Source organism: Aromatoleum petrolei (genome assembly GCF_017894385.1).
Lineage (GTDB): Bacteria > Pseudomonadota > Gammaproteobacteria > Burkholderiales > Rhodocyclaceae > Aromatoleum > Aromatoleum petrolei.
On record NZ_CP059560.1, the window covers coordinates 5,072,031 to 5,092,123 of the forward strand.

Here is a 20,093-nt window from a genome sequence, read left to right on the forward strand (position 1 = left end):
TTCATCACGGAGCGCCAATGACCGCGCCATCGGCACTTGCGACAGATCCGCTGATCCGGGCGATCGCGGAGGGCGACTGCGAGGACATCGTCGAACGCATGAATCGCGGCTGCCAGTGCGTTTCGCTGGATCATGCGCGGCTGAAGGCAGAGCTCGAACGCGATCCGCGCGACGGCGCATTGCTCGCAACGATCAATGCGACCCGGCCCCACCTTTTTGCCGATTCGGTCGCATTCGTCGCCGAGCGGCACCTCGATGCGGCGGCTTCACTCGTCGAGGCAGTCGAGTGCGTCATCAAGTTGCCAGGCTGGCAGTCCGCCGTGCTGTCGCACGCCCCCGCCACCGCGCGCATTCCCTGTGCGGCGAGCGGAGTGTTTCTCGGCTTCGATTTCCACCTCGGGGCAGACGGCCCGCGCCTCATCGAAATCAACACCAATGCCGGCGGCGGACTGCTGAACGTCGCGCTCGCGCGTGCTCAGCGCGCGTGCTGCGCGGAAGTGGTGCCGCTGGCGGCGCGGGGTCTGGGAGACCCCGAACGAGCCTTTTTCGAGATGTTCGTTTCGGAGTGGAGAGCCGTCCGCGGCGACGCGCCGCTGCGAACCGTCGCGATCGTTGATCGCGACCCGCAGAGCCAGTATCTCCTTCCCGAGTTCCTGCTCTTCCAGCGATTGTTCGAGCGCCACGGACTGAAGGCGTGGATCTGTGATCCCGCCGCACTGCAATTCGTCGACGGGCGACTCCTGCTCGACGGCGAAGAAGTGGACCTCGTGTATAACCGGCTCACCGACTTCAGCCTCGACGAGCCCGCGTCAGCCGCACTCGCGGTGGCCTGGCAGTCGCAAGCAGCGTTGATCACGCCACACCCGCGCGCGCACGCACTATATGCGGACAAGGGAAACCTCGCACTGCTGTGCGACGACGAATTCCTGCAGTCGCTGGGTATCGACGCCACTACACGTAGCATCCTCGTGCAAGGCATCCCGCGCACCGTGCGGGTACGTGCGGAGGATGGCGATTCCTTGTGGAAGAACCGGCGTGACCTGTTCTTCAAGCCGGCAACGGGGTATGGCAGCAGGGCTGCGTACCGTGGCGACAAGCTGACACGCAGCGTATTCGCGAACATCCTCGCTGGCGATTACATTGCCCAGGCGCTTGTACCCCCGAGCGCGCGGCGCCTCTCCATTGAGGGTGTGGCCACTGATCTCAAGATGGACCTTCGGATCTATGCCTATCGTGGCACGGTCCAGTTGGCCGCAGCGCGCCTGTACCGCGGGCAGACGACCAACTTCCGCACGCCCGGGGGCGGTTTTGCAACGGTCGTTGCCTTGCCGTGCGCGCAGCGCGGCGCTTGAGTTATTCTTCCCTTCTCCCCACGGAAGACACCAACACGATGATCGTATTCGGTATCGCCGGCTGGTCCGGCTCGGGCAAGACCACCCTGATCGAAAAGCTCATTCCCGGCTTCAATGCCCGGCGGCTGTCCGTGTCGGTGATCAAGCACGCCCATCACGGGTTCGATCTCGACAAACCCGGCAAGGACTCGTATCGTCACCGGGAAGCAGGCGCGAGCCAGGTACTGATGCTGTCCAACGACCGCTGGGTATTGATGCATGAGCTGCGAGGGGCAGCCGAGCCGACGCTGGACGAGCAACTGCGCGTCCTGTCGCCGTGCGATGTGGTCCTCATAGAGGGCTTCAAGGCCGCGCCGGTGCCGAAGGTCGAGGTCCATCGCCCGGCGCATGGCAAGCCCCCCCTGTGGCAGGAGAATCCGCACGTCGTCGCGGTCGCGGCAGACGTCCCGCTGGAGTGCCCCTTGCCCCTCCTACCGCTTAACGAGCCGGACAAGATCGTCCAATTCATTCTCGACTATTCGTCCCGCCATGAATCCTGACATGCTGCCGTTCGACGAAGCGCTTTCGAGCCTGCTGGCGAAAGCCCGGCCAATCCGAGACCTGGAGATGGTCGATACGCTCGTGGCACACGGCCGCGTGCTGGCTGCCGACGTTCGCTCGCCGATCTCGGTACCCGCGCTCGACACATCGATGATGGACGGCTACGCGGTGCGCACATGCGACGTGACCGCTGCGGGAACGCGCCTGCCGGTATCTCAACGGATACCCGCCGGCAGCGTGGGCACGGCGCTGCAGCCCGGTACTGCGGCACGCATTTTTACCGGCGCTCCCTTGCCTCCCGGAGCGGACGCTGTGGTCATGCAGGAGCTGTGCGAGCATGCCGGCGACGAGGTGATCATCAACCACGTCCCGCGCGCCGCAGAGGCGATGCGCGCCGCCGGCAGCGAAATCGCAACCGGTGACGTGATCCTGCCTGCGGCGACCCGCATGCGTGCCCAGGAAATCGGGCTTGCCGCATCGGTCGGCATCGCCCAGCTGGCCGTCGTGCGCCGGATGCAGGTTGCGCTGTTTTCCACCGGCGACGAGCTCGTCATGCCGGGCGAAGCCTTGCCCCCCGGCGGCGTTTACAACTCGAACCGCTTTCAGCTGCGGGTGCTGCTCGAACAGCTGGGTTGCGCCGTGACCGATTTCGGTATCGTTCCCGACCGGCTGGACGCAACGCGTGCCGTGTTGCGCCAGGCCGCCCAAGGGCACGACCTGATCCTCACCAGCGGCGGCGTATCGGTCGGCGAGGAGGATCATGTCAAACCTGCGGTGCAGGCCGAAGGCTCGCTGGAGCTGTGGAAGATTGCGATGAAGCCGGGCAAGCCGCTTGCCTACGGCCACGTGGGCGCCACGGCCTTCATCGGCCTGCCGGGCAATCCCGTGTCCAGCTTCGTCACCTTCCTGCTGATGGTGCGCCCCTTCGTCCTCGCAACGCAGGGGGCTGCGTCGGCACTTCCCAAGGCACTCACGCTGCGCGCCGACTTCGATTGGCCGCGCCCCGACCGGCGGCGCGAATTCCTTCGCGCGCGCATCAACGATTCGGGGGGCGTGGAGATCCACGGCAACCAGGGCGCGGCAGCCTTGTCATCCATCGTGTGGGCCGAGGGACTCGCGGACGTGCCAGCCGAAACGCCTGTCCGAAAAGGTGAGATGATCCGTTTTCTCCCCTACGGCGAACTGCTTTGCTGAAACCATGACCGTCAAGATCCTGTATTTCGCATCACTCAAGGAAGCGCTCGGCTGCACCGAGGAGAGCTTCGTTCTACCATCCGGCGTATCGACCGTCGGCGAACTGCGCGCCTTTCTCGCCGAGCGCGGCGAAAAATGGAAGGCGCTTGGCGAAGGGCGCAACGTCCGTGCCGCACGCAACCAGCGCATGGCAGCACCGGCCGACCCCGTCTTGCCCGGCGACGAGATCGCCTTCTTTCCCCCGGTTACCGGAGGCTGAATCATGACGGTGAGCGTGCAGGCGGAAGACTTCGACGTCGCGGCGGAGATCGCCGCCCTTTCGGCCGGGCGCAACGAGGTCGGTGCGATAGCGACCTTCCTCGGCCTGGTGCGTGACGTGAGCGGCGGCTCGAACGTCGCTGCGATGACGCTCGAGCATTATCCGGGAATGACCGAGAAATCCCTGGAGGAGATCATCGAGCAAGCGTGTGCGCGCTGGTCGCTGTATGGCGTCAGGGTGATCCATCGTTTCGGGCGACTGGAACCCGGCGACCGCATCGTCTTTGTCGGCGTCGCCGGCGCCCACCGCGGCGAGGCCTTCGCCGCCTGCGAATTCATCATGGACTACCTGAAGACGCGCGCGCCGTTCTGGAAACTCGAAGAGACTCCCGAAGGCGCACGCTGGGTCGACGCCCGTGACAGCGACGACTCCGCGGCCGCGCGCTGGGAACAGGGCGGCCGCTAGGCTGCAGGCTCGCTACCCTGAAATGAAAACGGCGCCCTCGGGCGCCGTTTTGCATGTAGAGGGCCGGATTACTTCTTGCCCTTGCCTTGCTGGGTGAACATCTGGAAGGCCTCGGTCGAGGCGCGGCTCATCTGTTCGAAGGCAGCGCGCGTGGTGTCCATCGCGTTCTGGATTGCAGACATGGCGTTCTGATCGGTGATCGGCATGCCTGTGAACATCTTCTGCATCGATTCGAACACGTCCTTGCTACCACTCGACAGCTGCTCGCCCACCAGTTTGCCAACCTCGGCCTGGGTGCGACTGGCCAGCTCTGCCATTTCGCGAGCGCAGGCGAGCATCTTCTCGGTCGCGCTCTGAGTGTAGTGCGAACGCAGCTCCAGAACTTCCTTGGGATCCTTTGCGGAGGAGAGCGCCTTCGCGTTCTGCACGCCCTCTTCGAAGAGGCTCTTCGCGGTCTCGACCTGCAGTTCCATGATGCGCTGCGAGTTCTCGATCGACATCTGAGCGAGGCGCATGGCCGCTTCGAAGTTCTTCTTCTGGATTTCGTTGAACTGTTCCTGCTTGATCGCCATGTTCTTCCTCCACGAGCGCTGAAAAGTTGTCGAGGCTTCGATGCCCCTCATGAATTCTTTCAACATAGCACGTTGGCGAAAAACCGCCGCACCTGTGAAAGCTTATCGATAGTATTTGAACACGGATGCTGCAATGCAGCAAGCACCGAGTGCCGAGTTTGGACGCATGCGCCGCGCCGTCACCACGAATGTGAGCGTATCCCGATGGTTTGAAGGTTGAATTGCGTGCAGCAAGCCCCATATCACAGGTCAACCCCAATCGGACAAAGGATGGCCGACATGCGCTTCGAAAAGCTCACCACAAAATTCCAGCAGGCCCTCTCAGATGCTCAGAGCGTCGCGGTCGGAGGCGATCAGCAGTTCATTGAGCCCGTGCATCTGCTCGTCGCGATGTTGGGCCAGGACGATGGCGGCACCGTTTCGCTCCTGCAGCGCGCCGGCGTGAATGTGCCGCCGCTCAAGACCGCACTCGACAAGTTGCTGACCCGCCTGCCGAAGGTGGAAGGATATGGAGGCGAGGTACAGATCGGTCGCGATCTCTCCAACCTGCTGAACGTCGCCGACCGTGAGGCACAGAAGCGTGGCGATCAGTTCATCGCGAGCGAGATGTTCCTGCTCGCCTTGTGTGAGGACAAGGGCGAGACCGGCCGCCTGCTCAAGGAGCACGGACTGTCACGCAAGCCGCTGGAAGCCGCCATCGAGGCGGTGCGTGGCGGCGCGTCCGTAGGCAGCCAGGATGCGGAGGGCCAGCGCGAGTCGCTGAAGAAATATTGCCTTGATCTGACCGACCGCGCACGCGCCGGCAAACTGGATCCGGTCATCGGCCGCGACGACGAGATTCGACGCGCGATTCAGATCCTCCAGCGACGCACCAAGAATAACCCCGTCCTGATTGGCGAACCGGGCGTGGGCAAGACCGCGATCGTTGAGGGACTCGCCCAACGCATCGTCAACGATGAGGTGCCCGAAACCCTCAAGGGCAAGCGCGTGCTCTCGCTCGACATGGCTGCACTGCTCGCGGGAGCAAAGTACCGGGGCGAGTTCGAGGAGCGCCTCAAGGCGGTGCTCAAGGAGATCGCCCAGGAAGAAGGGCGCATCATCGTCTTCATCGATGAAATCCATACCATGGTCGGCGCCGGCAAGGCCGAGGGTGCTATCGATGCGGGCAACATGCTGAAACCGGCCCTCGCACGCGGCGAACTGCACTGCATCGGCGCCACCACCCTCGACGAATACCGCAAGTACATCGAAAAGGATGCCGCCCTCGAACGCCGCTTCCAGAAGGTGCTCGTCGACGAGCCCTCGGTCGAATCCACCATCGCCATCCTGCGCGGACTGCAGGAAAAGTATGAGCTCCACCACGGCGTGGACATCACCGACCCCGCGATCGTCGCGGCGGCCGAGCTGTCGCACCGCTACATCACCGACCGTTTCCTGCCCGACAAGGCGATCGACCTTATCGACGAGGCCGCGGCGCGGATCAAGATGGAGATCGACTCCAAGCCGGAAGCAATGGACAAGCTCGAACGCCGTCTCATCCAACTCAAGATCGAGCAGGAGGCGGTCAAGAGGGAAACCGACGAGGCTTCGCAGAAGCGGCTTGTCCTCATCCGCGACGAAATCGAGAAGCTCGAGCGCGAGTTCGCCAGCCTCGATGAGATCTGGCGCGCGGAGAAAGCGAGTGTGCAGGGTAGCCAGCACATCAAGGAAGAGATCGAGAAGCTGCGCGCCCAGATGGCCGAGATGCAGCGCAAAGGTCAGTACGACAAGCTCGCCGAGCTGCAGTACGGCAAACTGCCGCAACTGGAGGCACAACTCAAGGCCGCCGAGACCGCGGGCAGCGGCGAGCGCAAGTTCAAGCTGCTGCGGACACAGGTCGGATCCGAAGAGATCGCCGAGGTCGTGTCGCGGGCAACCGGAATTCCGGTGAGCAAGATGATGCAGGGCGAACGCGAGAAGCTGCTGCAGATGGAATCGCGTCTGCATTCCCGGGTGGTCGGCCAGGACGAAGCCGTGCGGCTCGTTTCGGATGCGATCCGCCGCTCGCGTGCCGGCCTGTCGGACGAGAATCGCCCGTACGGTTCCTTCCTCTTCCTCGGCCCCACTGGCGTCGGCAAGACCGAACTCTGCAAAACCCTCGCCGAGTTCCTGTTCGACTCGGAGGAGCACCTGATCCGCATCGACATGAGCGAATTCATGGAGAAACATTCGGTTGCCCGCCTGATCGGCGCGCCTCCGGGCTACGTGGGTTACGAGGAAGGCGGCTATCTGACCGAGCAGGTGCGTCGCAAGCCCTACAGCGTCATTCTCTTCGACGAGGTCGAGAAGGCTCATCCGGACGTCTTCAACGTGCTACTGCAGGTGCTCGACGACGGGAGAATGACAGACGGGCAGGGGCGCACGGTCGACTTCAAGAATACCGTGATCGTGATGACCTCCAACCTCGGCAGCCAGATGATCCAGCAGATGTCCGGCGATGACTACCAGGTCATCAAGCTCGCCGTCATGGCCGAGGTGAAGACTTTCTTCCGCCCCGAGTTCGTCAATCGCATCGACGAGGTAGTCGTCTTCCATGCGCTCGACGAAAAGCATATCGCGAGCATCGCCCGCATCCAGTTGCAGTATCTCGAAAAGCGCTTGGCGCGGCTGGATATGACGCTCGAGGTCAGCGACAGCGCCCTCGAGGAGCTTGCAACGGCCGGGTTCGATCCCGTATTCGGAGCACGGCCGCTCAAGCGCGCCATTCAGGAGCGGATCGAGAATCCGCTGGCGCGTGCGATCCTGGAGGGGCAATTTGCCGCGAAGGACAAGATCAAGGTCGGGGGCGAAGGAGGAAGCATCACTTTCGCAAAGGGATGAGCGGGGCTCCGAGTGCCGTTGCGGGAGGGGCAAGGCCTCTCCCGCGCTTCTGTACCACGCGGACAATCTCGATGCGGATCACGTTTGGTCCGCAGGCCCGCGCGATGCGATAATCCCTGCCCGATGCAGGCAACCGACACTGCCTTCGCTTACCCCCAGGGAATACACGGAACCCAACGATGCTGGAATCAGTTCGCAATAACAAACGCGTGGCGCAGATTATCCTTGCGCTGCTGATCGTCCCCTTCGCTTTCTTCGGACTGGATTCGTATTTCCAGGATGGCCCGAGCGGGACCGATGTCGCCACGGTCGGCAAGTCGAAGATTTCGAGCGCGGAGTTCGATCAGGCGCTGCGCGAGCAGCAGGACCGTCTGCGCGAATCGATGGGGGGCGAGGTGGATCGGGCGTTGCTCGATTCGGAGCCAATCCGCCGTTCGGTGGTGGAAAATCTCGTGAACCAGCGTCTGCTGGCGCTGCACGCGGCCGAAAACCGGCTCATCGTGACGCCGCAGCAGTTGCAGCAGGTAATCGCGGGCGTCGATGCTTTCCAGCAGGACGGGCGCTTTTCGATCGAGCGTTATGAAGCGGCCGTGCGGGCTCAGGGCATGACGCCGGCGATGTTCGAGTCGCGTCTCGCTCAGGACTTGCGAATGCAGCAGGTCGCACAGGCCGTTGGTGACTCGGCGTTCACCTCGCGCGAATCAATCAGGCGCTTTCTGATGGCGCAGCTCGAGGAGCGGAAGGTCAGCGAAATGCAGTTCCCCGTGAGCCGCTTCGCCGGAGAGGTCAAGCTGGCTGACGACGCCGCCCGGCAATTCTATGATGCGAACGGATCGCGCTTCGAGCGACCGGCGCGCTTGCGGGCCGAGTATGTGGTTTTCAACCAGGACGCGGTGCTGGATCAGGTCAGCGTGGCGGACGAGGCAGCGCGCAAGTTTTATGAAGCGAACGCTGAGCGCTTCAGTCAGCCCGAGGAACGCAGCGCGCGCCATATCCTGATTTCCGCGGCTGCGGATGCCTCTGCCGACGAAGTGGCGAAGGCGAAGGAAAAGGCTGAGGGCATCCTGAAACAGCTGCGTGCGGATCCTAAGCGCTTCGCGGAGCTTGCAAAGGCGGAGTCGCAGGATCCCGGTTCAGCATCGCGTGGAGGCGACCTCGGTTTCTTCGGACGCGGTGCGATGGTCAAGCCGTTCGAGGACGCCGTCTTCGGTCTCGGCAAGGGGCAGATCAGCGAAGTGGTGCGCTCGGATTTCGGTTTCCACATCATTGAAGTCGCAGACATCAAGCCGGCCCACGCCCGCCCGTTCGAGGAGGTTAAGGGCGAGATCGTCGAAGAACTCAAGCGTCAGGAGGCGAGCAAGAAGTTCGCCGAGCAGGCCGAGGTGTTCTCGAACACCGTGTATGAGCAGTCTGACAGCCTGAAGCCGGTGGCAGACGCGCTGAAGCTGCAGATCCGCACCACGGACTGGATCGAGCGTGTCGGCGGGGCGGTGGGCGATTACACGAACGAGAAACTGCTGAACAGCCTGTTCGCGGATGAGGCCGTAACGAAGGGACGTAACGTGGAGGCCGTCGAGGTGTCGCGCGGCACGCTGGTGTCGGCCCGCGTGGTCGAGCACCAGCCGGCTCAACGGACGCCGTTCGAGCAGGTCAAGAACGTGATTGAACAGCAACTGAAGGCGGAGCAGGCGGCAAAGCTCGCTGTTGAGCGGGGCGAGGCTGCGCTCACTGCGCTGCAGAAGGGCGAGTCGGTACCGGGCGAATGGAGCGCCGCGCGCACCGTTCAACGGGCGAAACCCGAGCTGCCGCCGGCAGCGATTTCGGCGGTTTTCGGCTCGGCGAGCAGCAAGCTGCCGGCCTACGTGGGGGCCGCGACGCAGGGGGGCGGATATTCGGTTTTCCGCATTGAGAGCGTGAACCGCGTCGATATCGCGAAGGATGATCCCCGCCTGAAGGCGCTGGAAGGTCAGTACCGACGTCTGGTAGCCGAACGCGATTTCAATGCCTTCCTCGAGTCCCTGCGCGGACGTTATGCGGTGAATATCAATACGGCAGCCGTGCGGCCGCAGCAGCAGTGAGCGACTGCGGAAGGGTACGCCACGGCTGCCCTTCAAGTACCTAAAAAAGAGAACGCCCGATGCGCGAGCATCGGGCGTTCTCTTTCGGCTGTGGGCCGCGCGATGCGCGGCCGGAGGCGAGGATTCAGATCAGGGCTGTTCCGAGTTGCCAAGCGCGGTCGTGTTGAAACCGCCATCGACGTACATGATCTCGCCGGTCATGCCGCTTGCAAGGTCCGAACAGAGGAAGGCTGCGGCGTTGCCGACTTCCTCGATGGTGACGTTGCGGCGCAGCGGGGCGTTGTGCTCGTTGAACGACAACAGCTTGCTGAAGCTACCGATGCCGGACGCGGCCAGCGTCTTGATCGGGCCAGCCGAGATCGCGTTCACACGGGTGCCTTCCGGGCCGAGGCAGACGGCGAGATAGCGCACGGCGCTCTCGAGGCTCGCCTTGGCCAGGCCCATGATGTTGTAGTTGGGCATGGTGCGCACCGCTCCGAGGTAGGACATCGTCAGCAGCGCGCCGCGGCGCCCCTTCATCATCGGACGTGCGGCCTTGGCGAGCAGTGGGAAGCTGCCGGCGCTGATTTCCTGGGAGATGCGGAACGCTTCGCGCGAGAAGCCCTCGAGGAAGTCGCCTTCCAGGGCGTCGCCAGGCGCAAAGGCGATCGAATGGACGAGGCCGTCGAGGCCATCCCATTTCTGCGCCAGCTGGTCGAACAGCGCCGTGATTTCCTCGTCGTTCTGAACGTCGCACGGGAAGATGAGGTCCGAACCGAACTCGGCAGCCATCTTGGCTACACGGTCCTGGAAGCGTTCGTTCTGGTACGTGAAGGCGAGTTCAGCGCCTTCACGGTGCATGGCTTTGGCGATGCCGTACGAAATCGAGCGATTGCTGAGCAGTCCGGTGATCAGAATGCGTTTTCCGGCGAGAAAGCCCATTTTCGGTAATGCTCCTTCTTGATGGTCGGCGGATTATAGCTGATGGGCGCCGATGGTCGACGTGCGCAATCTCGATCGCATCGCTTTGTGGCACGAAGCGCGCCGGCTTGCAGGTAGAATCGCTCGCCATGTTGCGCCGTTTCCCGCTCCTGCTGGTGTTTTTCGCCTTGCTCGCTGCTTGCGGGCCGGTGTGGAACGACCCCTATCCGGCGTCGGAGCGGGGAAGCAACATCATGTACTCGGCATTCACGGACCGCCCAAAGCACCTCGATCCGGTGCAGTCGTATAGTGAGGACGAGGCGACCTTCCTGTATCAGATCTATGAGCCGCCGCTCCAGTATCACTACCTGAAGCGGCCGTACACGCTGATTCCGGGAAGCGCGGCGACCATGCCGCTCGTGCGGCGCTATGACGATTCCGGGCGGGAACTGCCGGAGAACGCCCCTGCGTCCCAGGTTGCCAGGAGCGTGTATGAGATCCGGATCCGGCCGGGCATCCTGTACCAGCCCCACCCGGCGCTGGCACGGGAGGCAGACGGCTCTCTGCGCTATGCGAGCCTGTCCGCAGCCGATCTGGAAGGCGTGCGCAGCCTCGCCGATTTTGCCGAGACCGGCACGCGCGAACTGGAGGCGGGCGATTTCGTCCATCAGATCAAGCGGCTTGCGCATCCGCGCCTGCACTCGCCGATTTTCGAGCTCATCGCCGAGTATCTTCCGGGCCTCAAGACCTTGCAGAAGACGCTGGCCGATGAGGCCTCGCAGGGTTCAAACGCGCTCGATCTGGAACGTCACGCCATCCCTGGCATCGAGATCGTCGACCGTTACACCTACCGGATCACTCTGAAGGGCGCCTATCCGCAGTTTCTGTATTGGCTGTCGATGCCGTTTTTTGCGCCGGTCCCGCCCGAGGCGGATCGTTTCTACGGTCAGCCGGGCATGGCCGAGCGCAATTTGACGCTCGATTGGTGGCCCATCGGGACCGGGCCGTACATGCTGTCGGAGAACAATCCGAACGCACGCATGGTGCTCGCGCGGAATCCGAATTTCCGCAGCGAGAGCTTTCCGTGCGAAGGCGAACCGGGCGACCGGGAAGCCGGCCTGCTTGCAGATTGCGGCAAGTCGATGCCTTTCATCGACAAGGTCGTGTTCACGCGCGAGCGGGAAGGCATTCCGTACTGGAATAAATTCCTGCAGGGCTATTACGACGCTTCCGGGGTCTCGTCGGACAACTTCGATCAGGCGGTGACGATGACGAGCCAGGGCGAGGTGTCGCTGTCGGACGAGATGCGCGCGCAAGGGATCGAGTTGCTGACGTCGGTGTCGCCTTCGATCTTCTACCTTGGTTTCAACATGCTCGACAGCGTGGTCGGAGGGGGCGCCGATGCGGAGGGACAGGCGCGGGCGCGCAAGTTGCGCCAGGCGATCTCCGTCGCGCTGGACATGAACGAGTTCGTGTCGATTTTCCTGAATGGGCGCGGCGTGACGGCGATGCATCCGATTCCTCCGGGTATCTTCGGCGCACGCGACGGTGAGGCGGGCATCAATCCGGTGGTGTACGAATGGCGTGACGGGCGGGCGGTCCGGCGCAGCAAGGAGGTGGCACGCCGCCTGCTGGCCGAGGCGGGCTATCCCGACGGGCGCGATGCGAAGACCGGGGAGCCGCTGATCCTGAATCTGGACACGACGCCGGGCGGCTTGGGCGACAAGTCGCGCTCCGACTGGCTGGCCAAGCAGTTCCGCGAACTCGGAGTGCAGTTCGTGGTGCGCGCGACCGATTACAACCGCTTCCAGGACAAGATCCGGGAGGGCAACGCGCAACTGTTCTTCTTCGGCTGGAACGCCGACTATCCAGACCCGGAGAACATGCTCTTCCTGTTGCACGGTGCGCAGGCAAAGGTGAAGGAGTCGGGCCAGAACGCGGCCAACTACGTGAATCCCGAGTACGACCGTCTGTTCGAGAAGATGAAAAGCATGCCGGACGGTGCCGAGCGGCAGGTGGTCATCGATCGCATGGTGGCGATCCTGCAGCACGATGCGCCGTGGATCTTCGGCTTCCACCCGAAGGCGTACTCACTACAGCACGGCTGGGTAATGAATCGCAAGACGGGGAGCATGGTGCGCAATACGCTGAAGTACCAGCGCATCGACCTCGAGCGGCGCTCGGCGGCTCGCGCGGAATGGAATCGGCCGGTGGTATGGCCCTTGGTGTTCGTCGGACTGCTCGCGCTTGCCGCGATCGCACCGGCCTTCGTCCATTACCGCAGGCGCGAACGTGCGACGGCATTGGGAGGCGGCCGCTGATGCTCGCTTACGTGCTGCGCAGGCTGCTGTACGCACTCCCCATCCTGATCGGCGTCAATCTCGTCACCTTCGGGCTGTTCTTCGTCGTCAATTCGCCCGACGACATGGCGCGCATGCAGCTCGGCGTGAAGCGCGTGACGCCGGAAGCGATTGAACGCTGGAAAGTCGAGCATGGCTATGATCTGCCGCTGTTCTTCAATGCCGCCGTGCACGGGAGTGCACAAGTCACGGACACGATCTTCTTTCAAAAGTCCCTGAAGATGTTTACCTTCGATTTCGGGCGCGCGGACGACGGACGGGACATCGCGCAGGAGATCCGCGACCGCATGGGGCCTTCGCTCGCACTGGCGTTGCCGACCTTCGTGCTGGGCCTGTTCGCATCGGTCTCGCTGGCGCTGATCCTGGTGTTCTTCCGCGCGAGCTATCTGGATTTCTGGGGCGTCGTGCTGTGTGTGGCGATGATGTCGATTTCCAGCCTCTTTTACATCATCGGCGGACAGTGGCTCGTTTCCAAGCTGTGGGCGCTGGTGCCGATCTCGGGCTACGCGCCGGGTCTCGACGCCGCGCGCTTCCTGGTACTGCCGGTGGCGATCAGCGTGATCGCCGGGGTGGGGTCGAATGCGCGCTGGTACCGGACCATCTTCCTCGAGGAGATCTCGCGCGACTACGTGCGGACGGCGCGGGCGAAAGGCTTGTCGGAGCGCGCCGTGCTGTTCAGGCATGTGCTCAAGAACGCGATGATCCCGATCCTCACTGGAGTCGTCGTGGTGATACCGCTGCTGTTCATGGGCAGCCTGCTGGTCGAGTCGTTCTTCGGTATCCCGGGGCTGGGCAGCTACACCATCGACGCGATCAACGCGCAGGATTTCGCCGTGGTTCGGGCGATGGTGTTCATCGGTTCGGTGCTCTACATCGTTGGCCTGATCCTGACCGACATTTCCTATACGCTGGTCGATCCCCGCGTGAGGCTGGAGTAGGCGATGGGATTCCTGCCGGTTCTGCTGTGGACCGATGCGCTGTTCTTCCTGCTGCTCGGGATGGGGGTCTTCACGATCGTCCACGTCCGCAGGGAGGCGCCGCTGCGCGCCGCGTGGCGCAGGGTCGGGAGTCGGCCGAGCGGCATGGCGGCCGCGGTGATACTGCTCGCTTTCCTGGCGATCGGGCTCGTCGACAGCCTCCATTTCCGGCAGCAACTTCCGGCGACCGAGGGGGCGCCGGCAAATGCGCCGGTCGCCTATTCGTCGGAGGTGCTGAGTGCGCTGGACGTGCTGCTCGCCCCCTTGCGCACGCGCGTCGAGAAGACCTATTCGGCGCCGTTCGCGACCGAGCTGTATGCGCGCGAGACCGTCGAGCTGCCGGGAGGCGGGCAGGCGCGAATCTACCCGCGACTGACATGGGGCGGGGCCCATCTCGGCGAGGACATGAGCAAGCGCGATGCGGATCTCGCAAAACGGCTCGCAACCGGCGTCGCAGGTGCGTTGGAACTCTGGATCACCGTGGCGGCGATCCTTGTCGTGATTCTGGCGCGCAGGCGCGGAAACGGGATGCGCCAGGCGGTGCGTGCCGTGTGGCGAGGCGAGACGGTACTGGCGTGGCGATCGGCACTGGTGACGCTTGGCTGCGTCCTGCTCGTGTCGATTCTCGCGATCAAGCTTGCGCCGTATTACCACGTCTTCGGCACGGACAAGGTCGGGCAGGATGTGCTGTACCTGTCGCTCAAGAGCGTGCGCACCGCACTGATCATCGGGACGCTGACAACGCTCGTGATGCTGCCGTTCGCCGTCGCGCTGGGAATCATGGCGGGATATCTCGGCGGCTGGGTCGACGATGTGATCCAGTACGTCTATACGGTGCTCAATGCCATTCCCGGCGTGCTGCTGATCGCTGCGGCCGTGCTGATGATGCAGGTGGTGATCGACACTCACCCCCAATGGTTTTCGACTGCCGCCGAGCGTGCCGATGCACGACTCCTGGCCTTGTGCCTCATCCTCGGCATCACGAGCTGGACCGGTCTGTGCCGGCTGCTGCGCGGTGAGACGCTGAAGCTGCGCGAACTGGAATACGTGCAGGCGGCCCGCGCCTTCGGGGTCGGCACGCCCGCCATCCTGCGCCGTCACGTGCTGCCCAACGTGATGCACATCGTGCTGATCGCCCTGGTGATGGATTTTTCCGGTCTCGTGCTGGCCGAAGCGGTCCTTTCCTATGTCGGGATCGGGGTGGATCCGACCACGATCAGCTTCGGCACGATGATCAACATGGCGCGTGCGGAGCTCGCGCGCGAACCCATGGTGTGGTGGTCGCTGATGGCCGCCTTCGCCTTCATGTTCGTGCTCGTGCTGTCGGCGAACCTGTTCGCCGACGTCGTGCGCGATGCCTTCGACCCCCGCCGATCCTGAGCGCGGGGGACGGCGCCCGCGAACCAAAGCGCCGTGACGGCCGTCTTAGATGGGCAGCCCCAACCCCAATCATCACCACACAATGAAAAAACTAGATTTCGACAATCGCTTCGTGCGCGAACTGCCGGGCGATCCCGAAGAGTCGCTGCATGTCCGTCAGGTGCATGGCGCCTGCTATTCGCGCGTGATGCCGACGCCGGTCGGCGCGCCGCGCCTGGTTGCGTGGTCGCCCGAGGTCGCGCGGCTGGTCGGATTGGACGAGACGGACATCCGCTCGCCCGAGTTTGCCCAAGTCTTCGCCGGAAACGCACTGGTGCCCGGAATGGAGCCTTACGCCGCATGCTATGGCGGCCACCAGTTCGGCAACTGGGCGGGACAGCTGGGTGACGGGCGTGCGATCACGCTCGGAGAAACCGTCAATGCGGACGGGGAGCGATGGGAGCTCCAGCTCAAGGGGGCCGGGCCGACGCCATACTCGCGCCGCGCTGACGGACGTGCAGTGTTGCGTTCGTCGATTCGCGAGTTCCTGTGCAGCGAGGCGATGCACCACCTTGGAATCCCCACCACGCGTGCCCTGAGCATCGTTGCCACGGGCGAGGCCGTGATCCGTGACATGTTCTACGACGGACGTCCGCAGGCGGAGCCGGGAGCGGTCGTCTGCCGCGTTGCCCCCTCGTTCATCCGCTTCGGGAATTTCGAGATCTTTACCGCACGCGGCGATCAGGACGTGCTGCAAAAATTGATCGACTTCACGATTGCGCGCGACTTTCCCGAGATCACGGGCGACACGGCGACGCGGCGGGTGGAATGGTTCCACGCGGTGTGCGATCGCACTGCGCGGCTCGTCGCCCACTGGATGCGCGTGGGGTTCGTGCATGGCGTGATGAACACCGACAACATGTCGATCCTCGGGCTGACGATCGACTACGGTCCCTACGGGTGGATCGACAATTTCGACCCTGCATGGACACCGAACACGACCGATGCGCAGGGGCGCCGATACCGCTTCGGCAACCAGCCCCACGTCGCGCAATGGAACCTGCTCCAGCTGGCAAATGCGCTGTATCCTGCCTTCGGTGCTGTCGAGCCGCTGCAGGACGCCCTGTCACGCTACGCGACCGTGTACGAAACGGAAAGCCGTCGCATGTTGGCCGCGAAGCTGGGCTTCGAGGCGCTGCGTGACGAGGACGACGAGCTCGTCGAAACCCTGCACGAGCTTATGACCGCTGCAGAAGTCGACATGACGATACTGTTCCGCGAGCTCGCCCGCATCGACCCCGAGGCACCGACGATCCAACCGCTGGAGGAAGCCTTCTATTCGCATGACAAGCGCTGCGAACACGAGGCCGCGTTCGCAGCGTGGCTTGAGCGCTACGCCGCGCGGCTACGCGCCGACGGATTGCCCGTCGAGCTGCGGCAAGCACGCATGAACGCGGTCAACCCGCGCTTCGTGCTGCGCAATTACCTGGCGCAGGAGGCGATCGACGCGGCGGAGCAGGGCGACGATTCCCTCGTGTCCGAGTTGCTCGACGTAATGCGCCGCCCCTACGACGAACAGCCCGGTCGCGAGCGTTTCGCGGCGCGCCGCCCGGACTGGGCGCGCAACCGCGCGGGGTGCTCGATGCTTTCCTGCAGCTCGTAGGCCGCTGGTCGTCGCGTCAGACCTTGACCTTCATCAGGCGCGCCTTGTCGCGCTCCCAGTCGCGCTGCTTGGCGTCCTCGCGCTTGTCGTACTGCTTCTTGCCCTTCGCCAGGCCGATAAGCGCCTTGATGCGGCCCTTGGTGTAGTGAAGGTCGAGCGGCACGAGCGCGTAGCCGGCGCGTTCGACCTTGCCGATGAGCTTGGAGATCTCGTTGCCGTGCAGAAGCAGCTTGCGCGTGCGCACGGGATCCGGCTTGATGTGCGATGACGCAGCGGGCAGCGCCGTGATGTGCATGCCGAGGATGAAGATCTCCCCGTTGCGGATGATCACGTAGGCTTCCTTGATGTTCGCACGGCCGGCCCGGATCGCCTTGACTTCCCAGCCTTCGAGCACGAGCCCGGCCTCATACTTCTCTTCGATGAAGTAGTCATGATAGGCCTTGCGATTGTCGATGATGCTCATGGGGTTCCGGGATCCTGTGCCGCGGGGTCGCTTCTCGGGAAGCGGCCGTTGGCGGTGCGTTGCGGTAGAATCGCGCATTTTAGCAGCTCGGCAAAGCGCCGGTCCTACACGCACATGGCAGAAGTCAGAAAACAGGTTCTGATCGAGTTCACTCCCGCGCAGATGTTCGAGCTCGTCGACCGCTGTGAAGACTATCCGCAATTCCTCCCCTGGTGCGGAGGCGCCGAGGTGCAGGAACGCACCGACACCAGGACGGTTGCGACGCTGCACATCAGCTATCACGGCATCAAGGCGAATTTCACGACCGAGAACGCGAAGGAATATCCACGGGAGATGAAGATCGGGCTGCGCGAAGGGCCCTTCACGCATCTGGACGGCCTGTGGCGCTTCACTGCCCTCGGCGACACGGCGTGCAAGGTGGAATTCAACCTGCACTACCAGTTTTCCAGCAAGCTGCTCGAGAAGGTGCTCGGTCCTGTGTTCAGCCACATCGCGAACACCTTCGTGGAATCGTTCATCAAGCGTGCGCAACAGGTGCACCCGAAGGGATGACAATGGCCGCATTCATTGACGTCGAAGTTTCCTACGCACTTCCTTCGAAGCAGGAGCTGATCAAGGTCCGCGTCGCCGAGGGGGCGACGGTGCGAGATGCGATCGAAGCGTCCGGAATCCTCGTGAAGCACTCCGACATCGAACTCGACGGACCCAACAAGGTCGGCGTGTTCGCCAAACTCACGCGCCTGGATACTGCGCTGCGCGACCGCGACCGCGTGGAAATCTACCGGCCGCTAATCGCCGATCCGAAAGCGGTACGAAAGAAGCGTGCAGAGGAAGGCAAGGTAATGAAAAAGGGTGGCGGCCCGGCCGAGGAGTGAGGGCCATGAGCGCCTCCCGGACGCATCCGGGCGCGGCGCCTACTTGCAGTTCTCGTCAATGTAGCGCTGCGAACGCTCGATCTCGGCCGTGCGTGCAGCATCGTCCATCAGTTCGCGCTGGCCTTCGCTGTTGAAACGCGTGACGCGGCGACTGTTCTTAAGCCCGGCGATCTGGCTGCGCGCCTGGTCGCAGTAGCGGGCGACTTCCGCGGCCCTCTGACGATCCTTTTCCGCTTTCGCTTCGGCCTCGGCTGCAGCCACCTTGCGCTGACGGAATTCTGTTTCCTTCTCCGCCATGGTCTTGGGCTTGGACGGGGCGGCCTTTTCCTTGGCCTGCTTGCCCGTCTCGCCCGCTGCACCTTCCGCAGCCGGATTCTGTGGCGCTGCCTCGCCGGACTCGTCCGGCACGGCCTCATCGGCCGCCGGCGTCTTGGGGCGGCTGGTCGGCTTGACCGTCTTCGCTGCACCGGTCGGGGGCGGCGTGTCCGAGTAGTTGATGCGCCCCTGAGCGTCGCGCCACTGATACACCTGTGCAACAACGGGCAGAGCGAGGGTCAGGCTCAGTACGAGCAGGCTAAGACGACGCATCGAAAGGGCTCCATTGAAAAGCGCCGCTTACCATGAGTGCGCGGCGTCTGTATAATACGGATTTGGCCGAAAGGATAGAAGCCATGCGAGTGATTCAGAAGGCGCTGACGTTCGATGACGTCCTTCTCATCCCCGCCCACTCAACGGTTCTCCCCCGCGATGTCAGCCTGCGGGCACAGCTGACGCGCAACATCAACATCAATATTCCGCTGGTATCCGCCGCGATGGATACGGTGACCGAGTCCCGCCTGGCCATCGCGCTGGCGCAGGAAGGCGGCATCGGCATCATCCACAAGAACCTCCCGGTCAAGCAGCAGGCCAGCATGGTCGCGAAGGTCAAGCGCTTCGAATCGGGCGTTCTCAAGGATCCGATCACGATTCCGCCCACCATGAGCGTGCGCGAAGTCGTGGCGCTGACGCGGCTGCACAAGTTCTCGGGCCTGCCGGTCGTCGAGGGCAAGCGCGTGGTCGGCATCGTCACCAACCGTGACGTGCGCTTCGAGACGAATCTCGATCAGCCCGTTGCGGCAATCATGACACCGTCCGATCGGCTGGTCACTGTCAAGGAAGGCGACAGTCTCGAGGATGCTCGCCGTCTGATGCACAAGCACCGCCTGGAGCGCGTGCTGGTGCTGAACGACATCGGCGAGCTGCGCGGGCTGATCACCGTGAAGGACATGATGAAGTCCACCGAACACCCGCTGGCCGCGAAGGACGACCTCGGTCGGCTGCGTGTCGGTGCGGCGCTCGGCGTCGGTGCCGGCACGGAAGAGCGTGCCGAGGCGCTGGTCGAGGCGGGCGTGGACGTCGTCGTCGTCGATACGGCACACGGTCACTCGCAAGGCGTGCTGGATCGCGTGAGGTGGGTGAAGAAGAATTTCCCGCATGTCGAGGTGATCGGCGGTAACATCGCCACCGCTGCGGCGGCTCGCGCGCTGGCCGATGTCGGTGCGGACGCAGTGAAGGTCGGCATCGGGCCCGGTTCGATCTGCACGACGCGTATCGTCGCGGGCGTGGGCGTGCCGCAGGTGACGGCCATCGACAACGTGGCGACGGCCCTCGCAGGCACTGGAATCCCGCTGATTGCGGACGGCGGCATCCGTTTTTCGGGCGACATTTCCAAGGCGATCGCCGCAGGCGCGAACGTCGTGATGCTGGGCGGCCTGTTCGCCGGCACCGAGGAGGCTCCCGGCGAAACGGTGCTGTATCAGGGGCGCTCGTACAAGTCCTACCGCGGCATGGGTTCGCTCGGCGCGATGCAGCAGGGCGCGGCGGACCGCTACTTCCAGGAATCCGACGGCAATGCCGACAAGCTCGTGCCCGAGGGTATCGAGGGTCGAGTTCCCTACAAGGGGGCCGTTACGGCGGTGATCCATCAGCTGGTGGGCGGCCTGCGCGCGTCGATGGGCTACCTTGGCTGCGCCACGATCGACGAAATGCACCGTAAGGCCGAGTTCGTCGAGATTACCTCGGCGGGCGTGCGCGAATCGCATGTTCATGACGTGCAGATCACGAAGGAAGCGCCCAACTACCACGTGGATTGATCCGATCCCGATCCCGAAGGCGGCCCATCCGGGCCGCCTTTCCTT

The 20,093-nt window shown here is 63.6% G+C and carries 18 protein-coding genes; 14 read left to right on the forward strand and 4 right to left on the reverse strand.

Features of this window, described 5'->3' with window-relative positions; all coding sequences use genetic code 11:
• The first annotated feature begins 17 nt into the window (after positions 1 to 17).
• From ToN1_RS23225 to moaE, 5 genes are read left to right on the forward strand one after another with little or no spacing between them, the layout of a single operon-like run.
• Positions 18 to 1,352, forward strand: coding sequence for a hypothetical protein (locus ToN1_RS23225; protein ID WP_169205512.1), 1,335 nt, complete (start codon positions 18 to 20; stop codon positions 1,350 to 1,352).
• A 38-nt stretch (positions 1,353 to 1,390) separates the two neighbouring features.
• Complete coding sequence (gene mobB, locus ToN1_RS23230) at positions 1,391 to 1,891, forward strand: molybdopterin-guanine dinucleotide biosynthesis protein B (RefSeq protein WP_169205513.1); 501 nt, start codon at positions 1,391 to 1,393, stop codon at positions 1,889 to 1,891.
• Positions 1,881 to 3,086 (forward strand): molybdopterin molybdotransferase MoeA, encoded by a 1,206-nt coding sequence (locus tag ToN1_RS23235; RefSeq protein WP_169205514.1) that lies wholly within the window; start codon positions 1,881 to 1,883, stop codon positions 3,084 to 3,086. Before mobB ends, ToN1_RS23235 begins: the two co-directional genes overlap by 11 nt.
• 4 nt (positions 3,087 to 3,090) lie before the next feature.
• Positions 3,091 to 3,345 carry a molybdopterin converting factor subunit 1 gene (gene moaD / locus ToN1_RS23240; RefSeq protein ID WP_169205515.1) on the forward strand — a complete coding sequence of 85 codons (255 nt, stop codon included), beginning with the start codon at positions 3,091 to 3,093 and terminating at the stop codon, positions 3,343 to 3,345.
• Positions 3,346 to 3,348: 3 nt separating this feature from the next.
• Positions 3,349 to 3,810: a molybdopterin synthase catalytic subunit MoaE gene (moaE, locus tag ToN1_RS23245; protein WP_169205516.1), complete on the forward strand. Its 462-nt coding sequence runs from the start codon at positions 3,349 to 3,351 to the stop codon at positions 3,808 to 3,810.
• Between the two features lie 68 nt (positions 3,811 to 3,878).
• On the opposite strand, the gene ToN1_RS23250 is transcribed toward moaE, so the two are convergent.
• Complete coding sequence (locus ToN1_RS23250) at positions 3,879 to 4,382, reverse strand: phasin family protein (protein WP_169205517.1); 504 nt, start codon at positions 4,380 to 4,382, stop codon at positions 3,879 to 3,881.
• Positions 4,383 to 4,661: 279 nt separating this feature from the next.
• Here ToN1_RS23250 and clpB point away from each other — a divergent pair, with 279 nt between their 5' ends.
• Positions 4,662 to 7,241 carry an ATP-dependent chaperone ClpB gene (gene clpB, locus ToN1_RS23255; protein ID WP_169205518.1) on the forward strand — a complete coding sequence of 860 codons (2,580 nt, stop codon included), beginning with the start codon at positions 4,662 to 4,664 and terminating at the stop codon, positions 7,239 to 7,241.
• Between the two features lie 179 nt (positions 7,242 to 7,420).
• Positions 7,421 to 9,319 carry a SurA N-terminal domain-containing protein gene (locus ToN1_RS23260; protein WP_169205519.1) on the forward strand — a complete coding sequence of 633 codons (1,899 nt, stop codon included), beginning with the start codon at positions 7,421 to 7,423 and terminating at the stop codon, positions 9,317 to 9,319.
• Between the two features lie 129 nt (positions 9,320 to 9,448).
• On the opposite strand, the gene fabI is transcribed toward ToN1_RS23260, so the two are convergent.
• Positions 9,449 to 10,240: an enoyl-ACP reductase FabI gene (gene fabI, locus ToN1_RS23265; RefSeq protein WP_169127521.1), complete on the reverse strand. Its 792-nt coding sequence runs from the start codon at positions 10,238 to 10,240 to the stop codon at positions 9,449 to 9,451.
• A gap of 128 nt (positions 10,241 to 10,368) precedes the next feature.
• On the opposite strand from fabI, the gene ToN1_RS23270 reads away from it, so the two are divergent.
• From ToN1_RS23270 to ToN1_RS23285, 4 genes are all read left to right on the forward strand, one after another.
• Positions 10,369 to 12,540: an ABC transporter substrate-binding protein gene (locus ToN1_RS23270; protein ID WP_169205520.1), complete on the forward strand. Its 2,172-nt coding sequence runs from the start codon at positions 10,369 to 10,371 to the stop codon at positions 12,538 to 12,540.
• The gene (locus ToN1_RS23275; protein ID WP_169205521.1) at positions 12,540 to 13,517 is read left to right on the forward strand and encodes an ABC transporter permease; all 978 of its coding nucleotides are present in this window, start codon (positions 12,540 to 12,542) and stop codon (positions 13,515 to 13,517) included. Before ToN1_RS23270 ends, ToN1_RS23275 begins: the two co-directional genes overlap by 1 nt.
• A gap of 3 nt (positions 13,518 to 13,520) precedes the next feature.
• Positions 13,521 to 14,936, forward strand: coding sequence for an ABC transporter permease (locus ToN1_RS23280; protein WP_169205522.1), 1,416 nt, complete (start codon positions 13,521 to 13,523; stop codon positions 14,934 to 14,936).
• 82 nt (positions 14,937 to 15,018) lie between these two features.
• Complete coding sequence (locus ToN1_RS23285; RefSeq protein ID WP_169205523.1) at positions 15,019 to 16,578, forward strand: protein adenylyltransferase SelO; 1,560 nt, start codon at positions 15,019 to 15,021, stop codon at positions 16,576 to 16,578.
• A 16-nt stretch (positions 16,579 to 16,594) separates the two neighbouring features.
• Here ToN1_RS23285 and smpB read toward each other — a convergent pair whose 3' ends face one another.
• The gene (smpB, locus tag ToN1_RS23290) at positions 16,595 to 17,041 is read right to left on the reverse strand and encodes an SsrA-binding protein SmpB (RefSeq protein ID WP_169127511.1); all 447 of its coding nucleotides are present in this window, start codon (positions 17,039 to 17,041) and stop codon (positions 16,595 to 16,597) included.
• A gap of 114 nt (positions 17,042 to 17,155) precedes the next feature.
• Here smpB and ToN1_RS23295 point away from each other — a divergent pair, with 114 nt between their 5' ends.
• Together ToN1_RS23295 and ToN1_RS23300 are read left to right on the forward strand one after the other, a co-directional pair.
• Complete coding sequence (locus ToN1_RS23295) at positions 17,156 to 17,593, forward strand: type II toxin-antitoxin system RatA family toxin (RefSeq protein ID WP_169205524.1); 438 nt, start codon at positions 17,156 to 17,158, stop codon at positions 17,591 to 17,593.
• Positions 17,594 to 17,595: 2 nt separating this feature from the next.
• A complete protein-coding gene (locus tag ToN1_RS23300) occupies positions 17,596 to 17,916 on the forward strand; it encodes an RnfH family protein (protein ID WP_169205525.1) in 321 nt (106 codons plus the stop codon).
• Between the two features lie 39 nt (positions 17,917 to 17,955).
• Here the strand turns inward: ToN1_RS23300 and ToN1_RS23305 are convergent, their stop codons facing one another.
• On the reverse strand, positions 17,956 to 18,504 hold the full coding sequence (locus ToN1_RS23305; protein ID WP_169205526.1) for a DUF4124 domain-containing protein: 549 nt from the start codon (positions 18,502 to 18,504) through the stop codon (positions 17,956 to 17,958).
• Between the two features lie 83 nt (positions 18,505 to 18,587).
• Here ToN1_RS23305 and guaB point away from each other — a divergent pair, with 83 nt between their 5' ends.
• A complete protein-coding gene (guaB, locus tag ToN1_RS23310) occupies positions 18,588 to 20,048 on the forward strand; it encodes an IMP dehydrogenase (RefSeq protein ID WP_169205527.1) in 1,461 nt (486 codons plus the stop codon).
• Positions 20,049 to 20,093: the final 45 nt, after the last annotated feature.

Excerpts from the sequence above, each read along its gene's own strand:
- smpB (WP_169127511.1), bottom strand. The coding sequence starts at position 17,041 with ATGAGCATCATCGACAATCGCAAGGCCTATCATGACTACTTCATCGAA.
- moaE (WP_169205516.1), top strand. The coding sequence starts at position 3,349 with ATGACGGTGAGCGTGCAGGCGGAAGACTTCGACGTCGCGGCGGAGATC.
- ToN1_RS23275 (WP_169205521.1), top strand. The coding sequence starts at position 12,540 with ATGCTCGCTTACGTGCTGCGCAGGCTGCTGTACGCACTCCCCATCCTG.
- moaD (WP_169205515.1), top strand. The coding sequence starts at position 3,091 with ATGACCGTCAAGATCCTGTATTTCGCATCACTCAAGGAAGCGCTCGGC.
- ToN1_RS23235 (WP_169205514.1), top strand. The coding sequence starts at position 1,881 with ATGAATCCTGACATGCTGCCGTTCGACGAAGCGCTTTCGAGCCTGCTG.
- ToN1_RS23285 (WP_169205523.1), top strand. The coding sequence starts at position 15,019 with ATGAAAAAACTAGATTTCGACAATCGCTTCGTGCGCGAACTGCCGGGC.
- clpB (WP_169205518.1), top strand. The coding sequence starts at position 4,662 with ATGCGCTTCGAAAAGCTCACCACAAAATTCCAGCAGGCCCTCTCAGAT.
- ToN1_RS23295 (WP_169205524.1), top strand. The coding sequence starts at position 17,156 with ATGGCAGAAGTCAGAAAACAGGTTCTGATCGAGTTCACTCCCGCGCAG.
- fabI (WP_169127521.1), bottom strand. The coding sequence starts at position 10,240 with ATGGGCTTTCTCGCCGGAAAACGCATTCTGATCACCGGACTGCTCAGC.
- ToN1_RS23300 (WP_169205525.1), top strand. The coding sequence starts at position 17,596 with ATGGCCGCATTCATTGACGTCGAAGTTTCCTACGCACTTCCTTCGAAG.
- ToN1_RS23280 (WP_169205522.1), top strand. The coding sequence starts at position 13,521 with ATGGGATTCCTGCCGGTTCTGCTGTGGACCGATGCGCTGTTCTTCCTG.
- ToN1_RS23270 (WP_169205520.1), top strand. The coding sequence starts at position 10,369 with ATGTTGCGCCGTTTCCCGCTCCTGCTGGTGTTTTTCGCCTTGCTCGCT.
- ToN1_RS23305 (WP_169205526.1), bottom strand. The coding sequence starts at position 18,504 with ATGCGTCGTCTTAGCCTGCTCGTACTGAGCCTGACCCTCGCTCTGCCC.
- ToN1_RS23250 (WP_169205517.1), bottom strand. The coding sequence starts at position 4,382 with ATGGCGATCAAGCAGGAACAGTTCAACGAAATCCAGAAGAAGAACTTC.
- ToN1_RS23260 (WP_169205519.1), top strand. The coding sequence starts at position 7,421 with ATGCTGGAATCAGTTCGCAATAACAAACGCGTGGCGCAGATTATCCTT.
- guaB (WP_169205527.1), top strand. The coding sequence starts at position 18,588 with ATGCGAGTGATTCAGAAGGCGCTGACGTTCGATGACGTCCTTCTCATC.
- ToN1_RS23225 (WP_169205512.1), top strand. The coding sequence starts at position 18 with ATGACCGCGCCATCGGCACTTGCGACAGATCCGCTGATCCGGGCGATC.
- mobB (WP_169205513.1), top strand. The coding sequence starts at position 1,391 with ATGATCGTATTCGGTATCGCCGGCTGGTCCGGCTCGGGCAAGACCACC.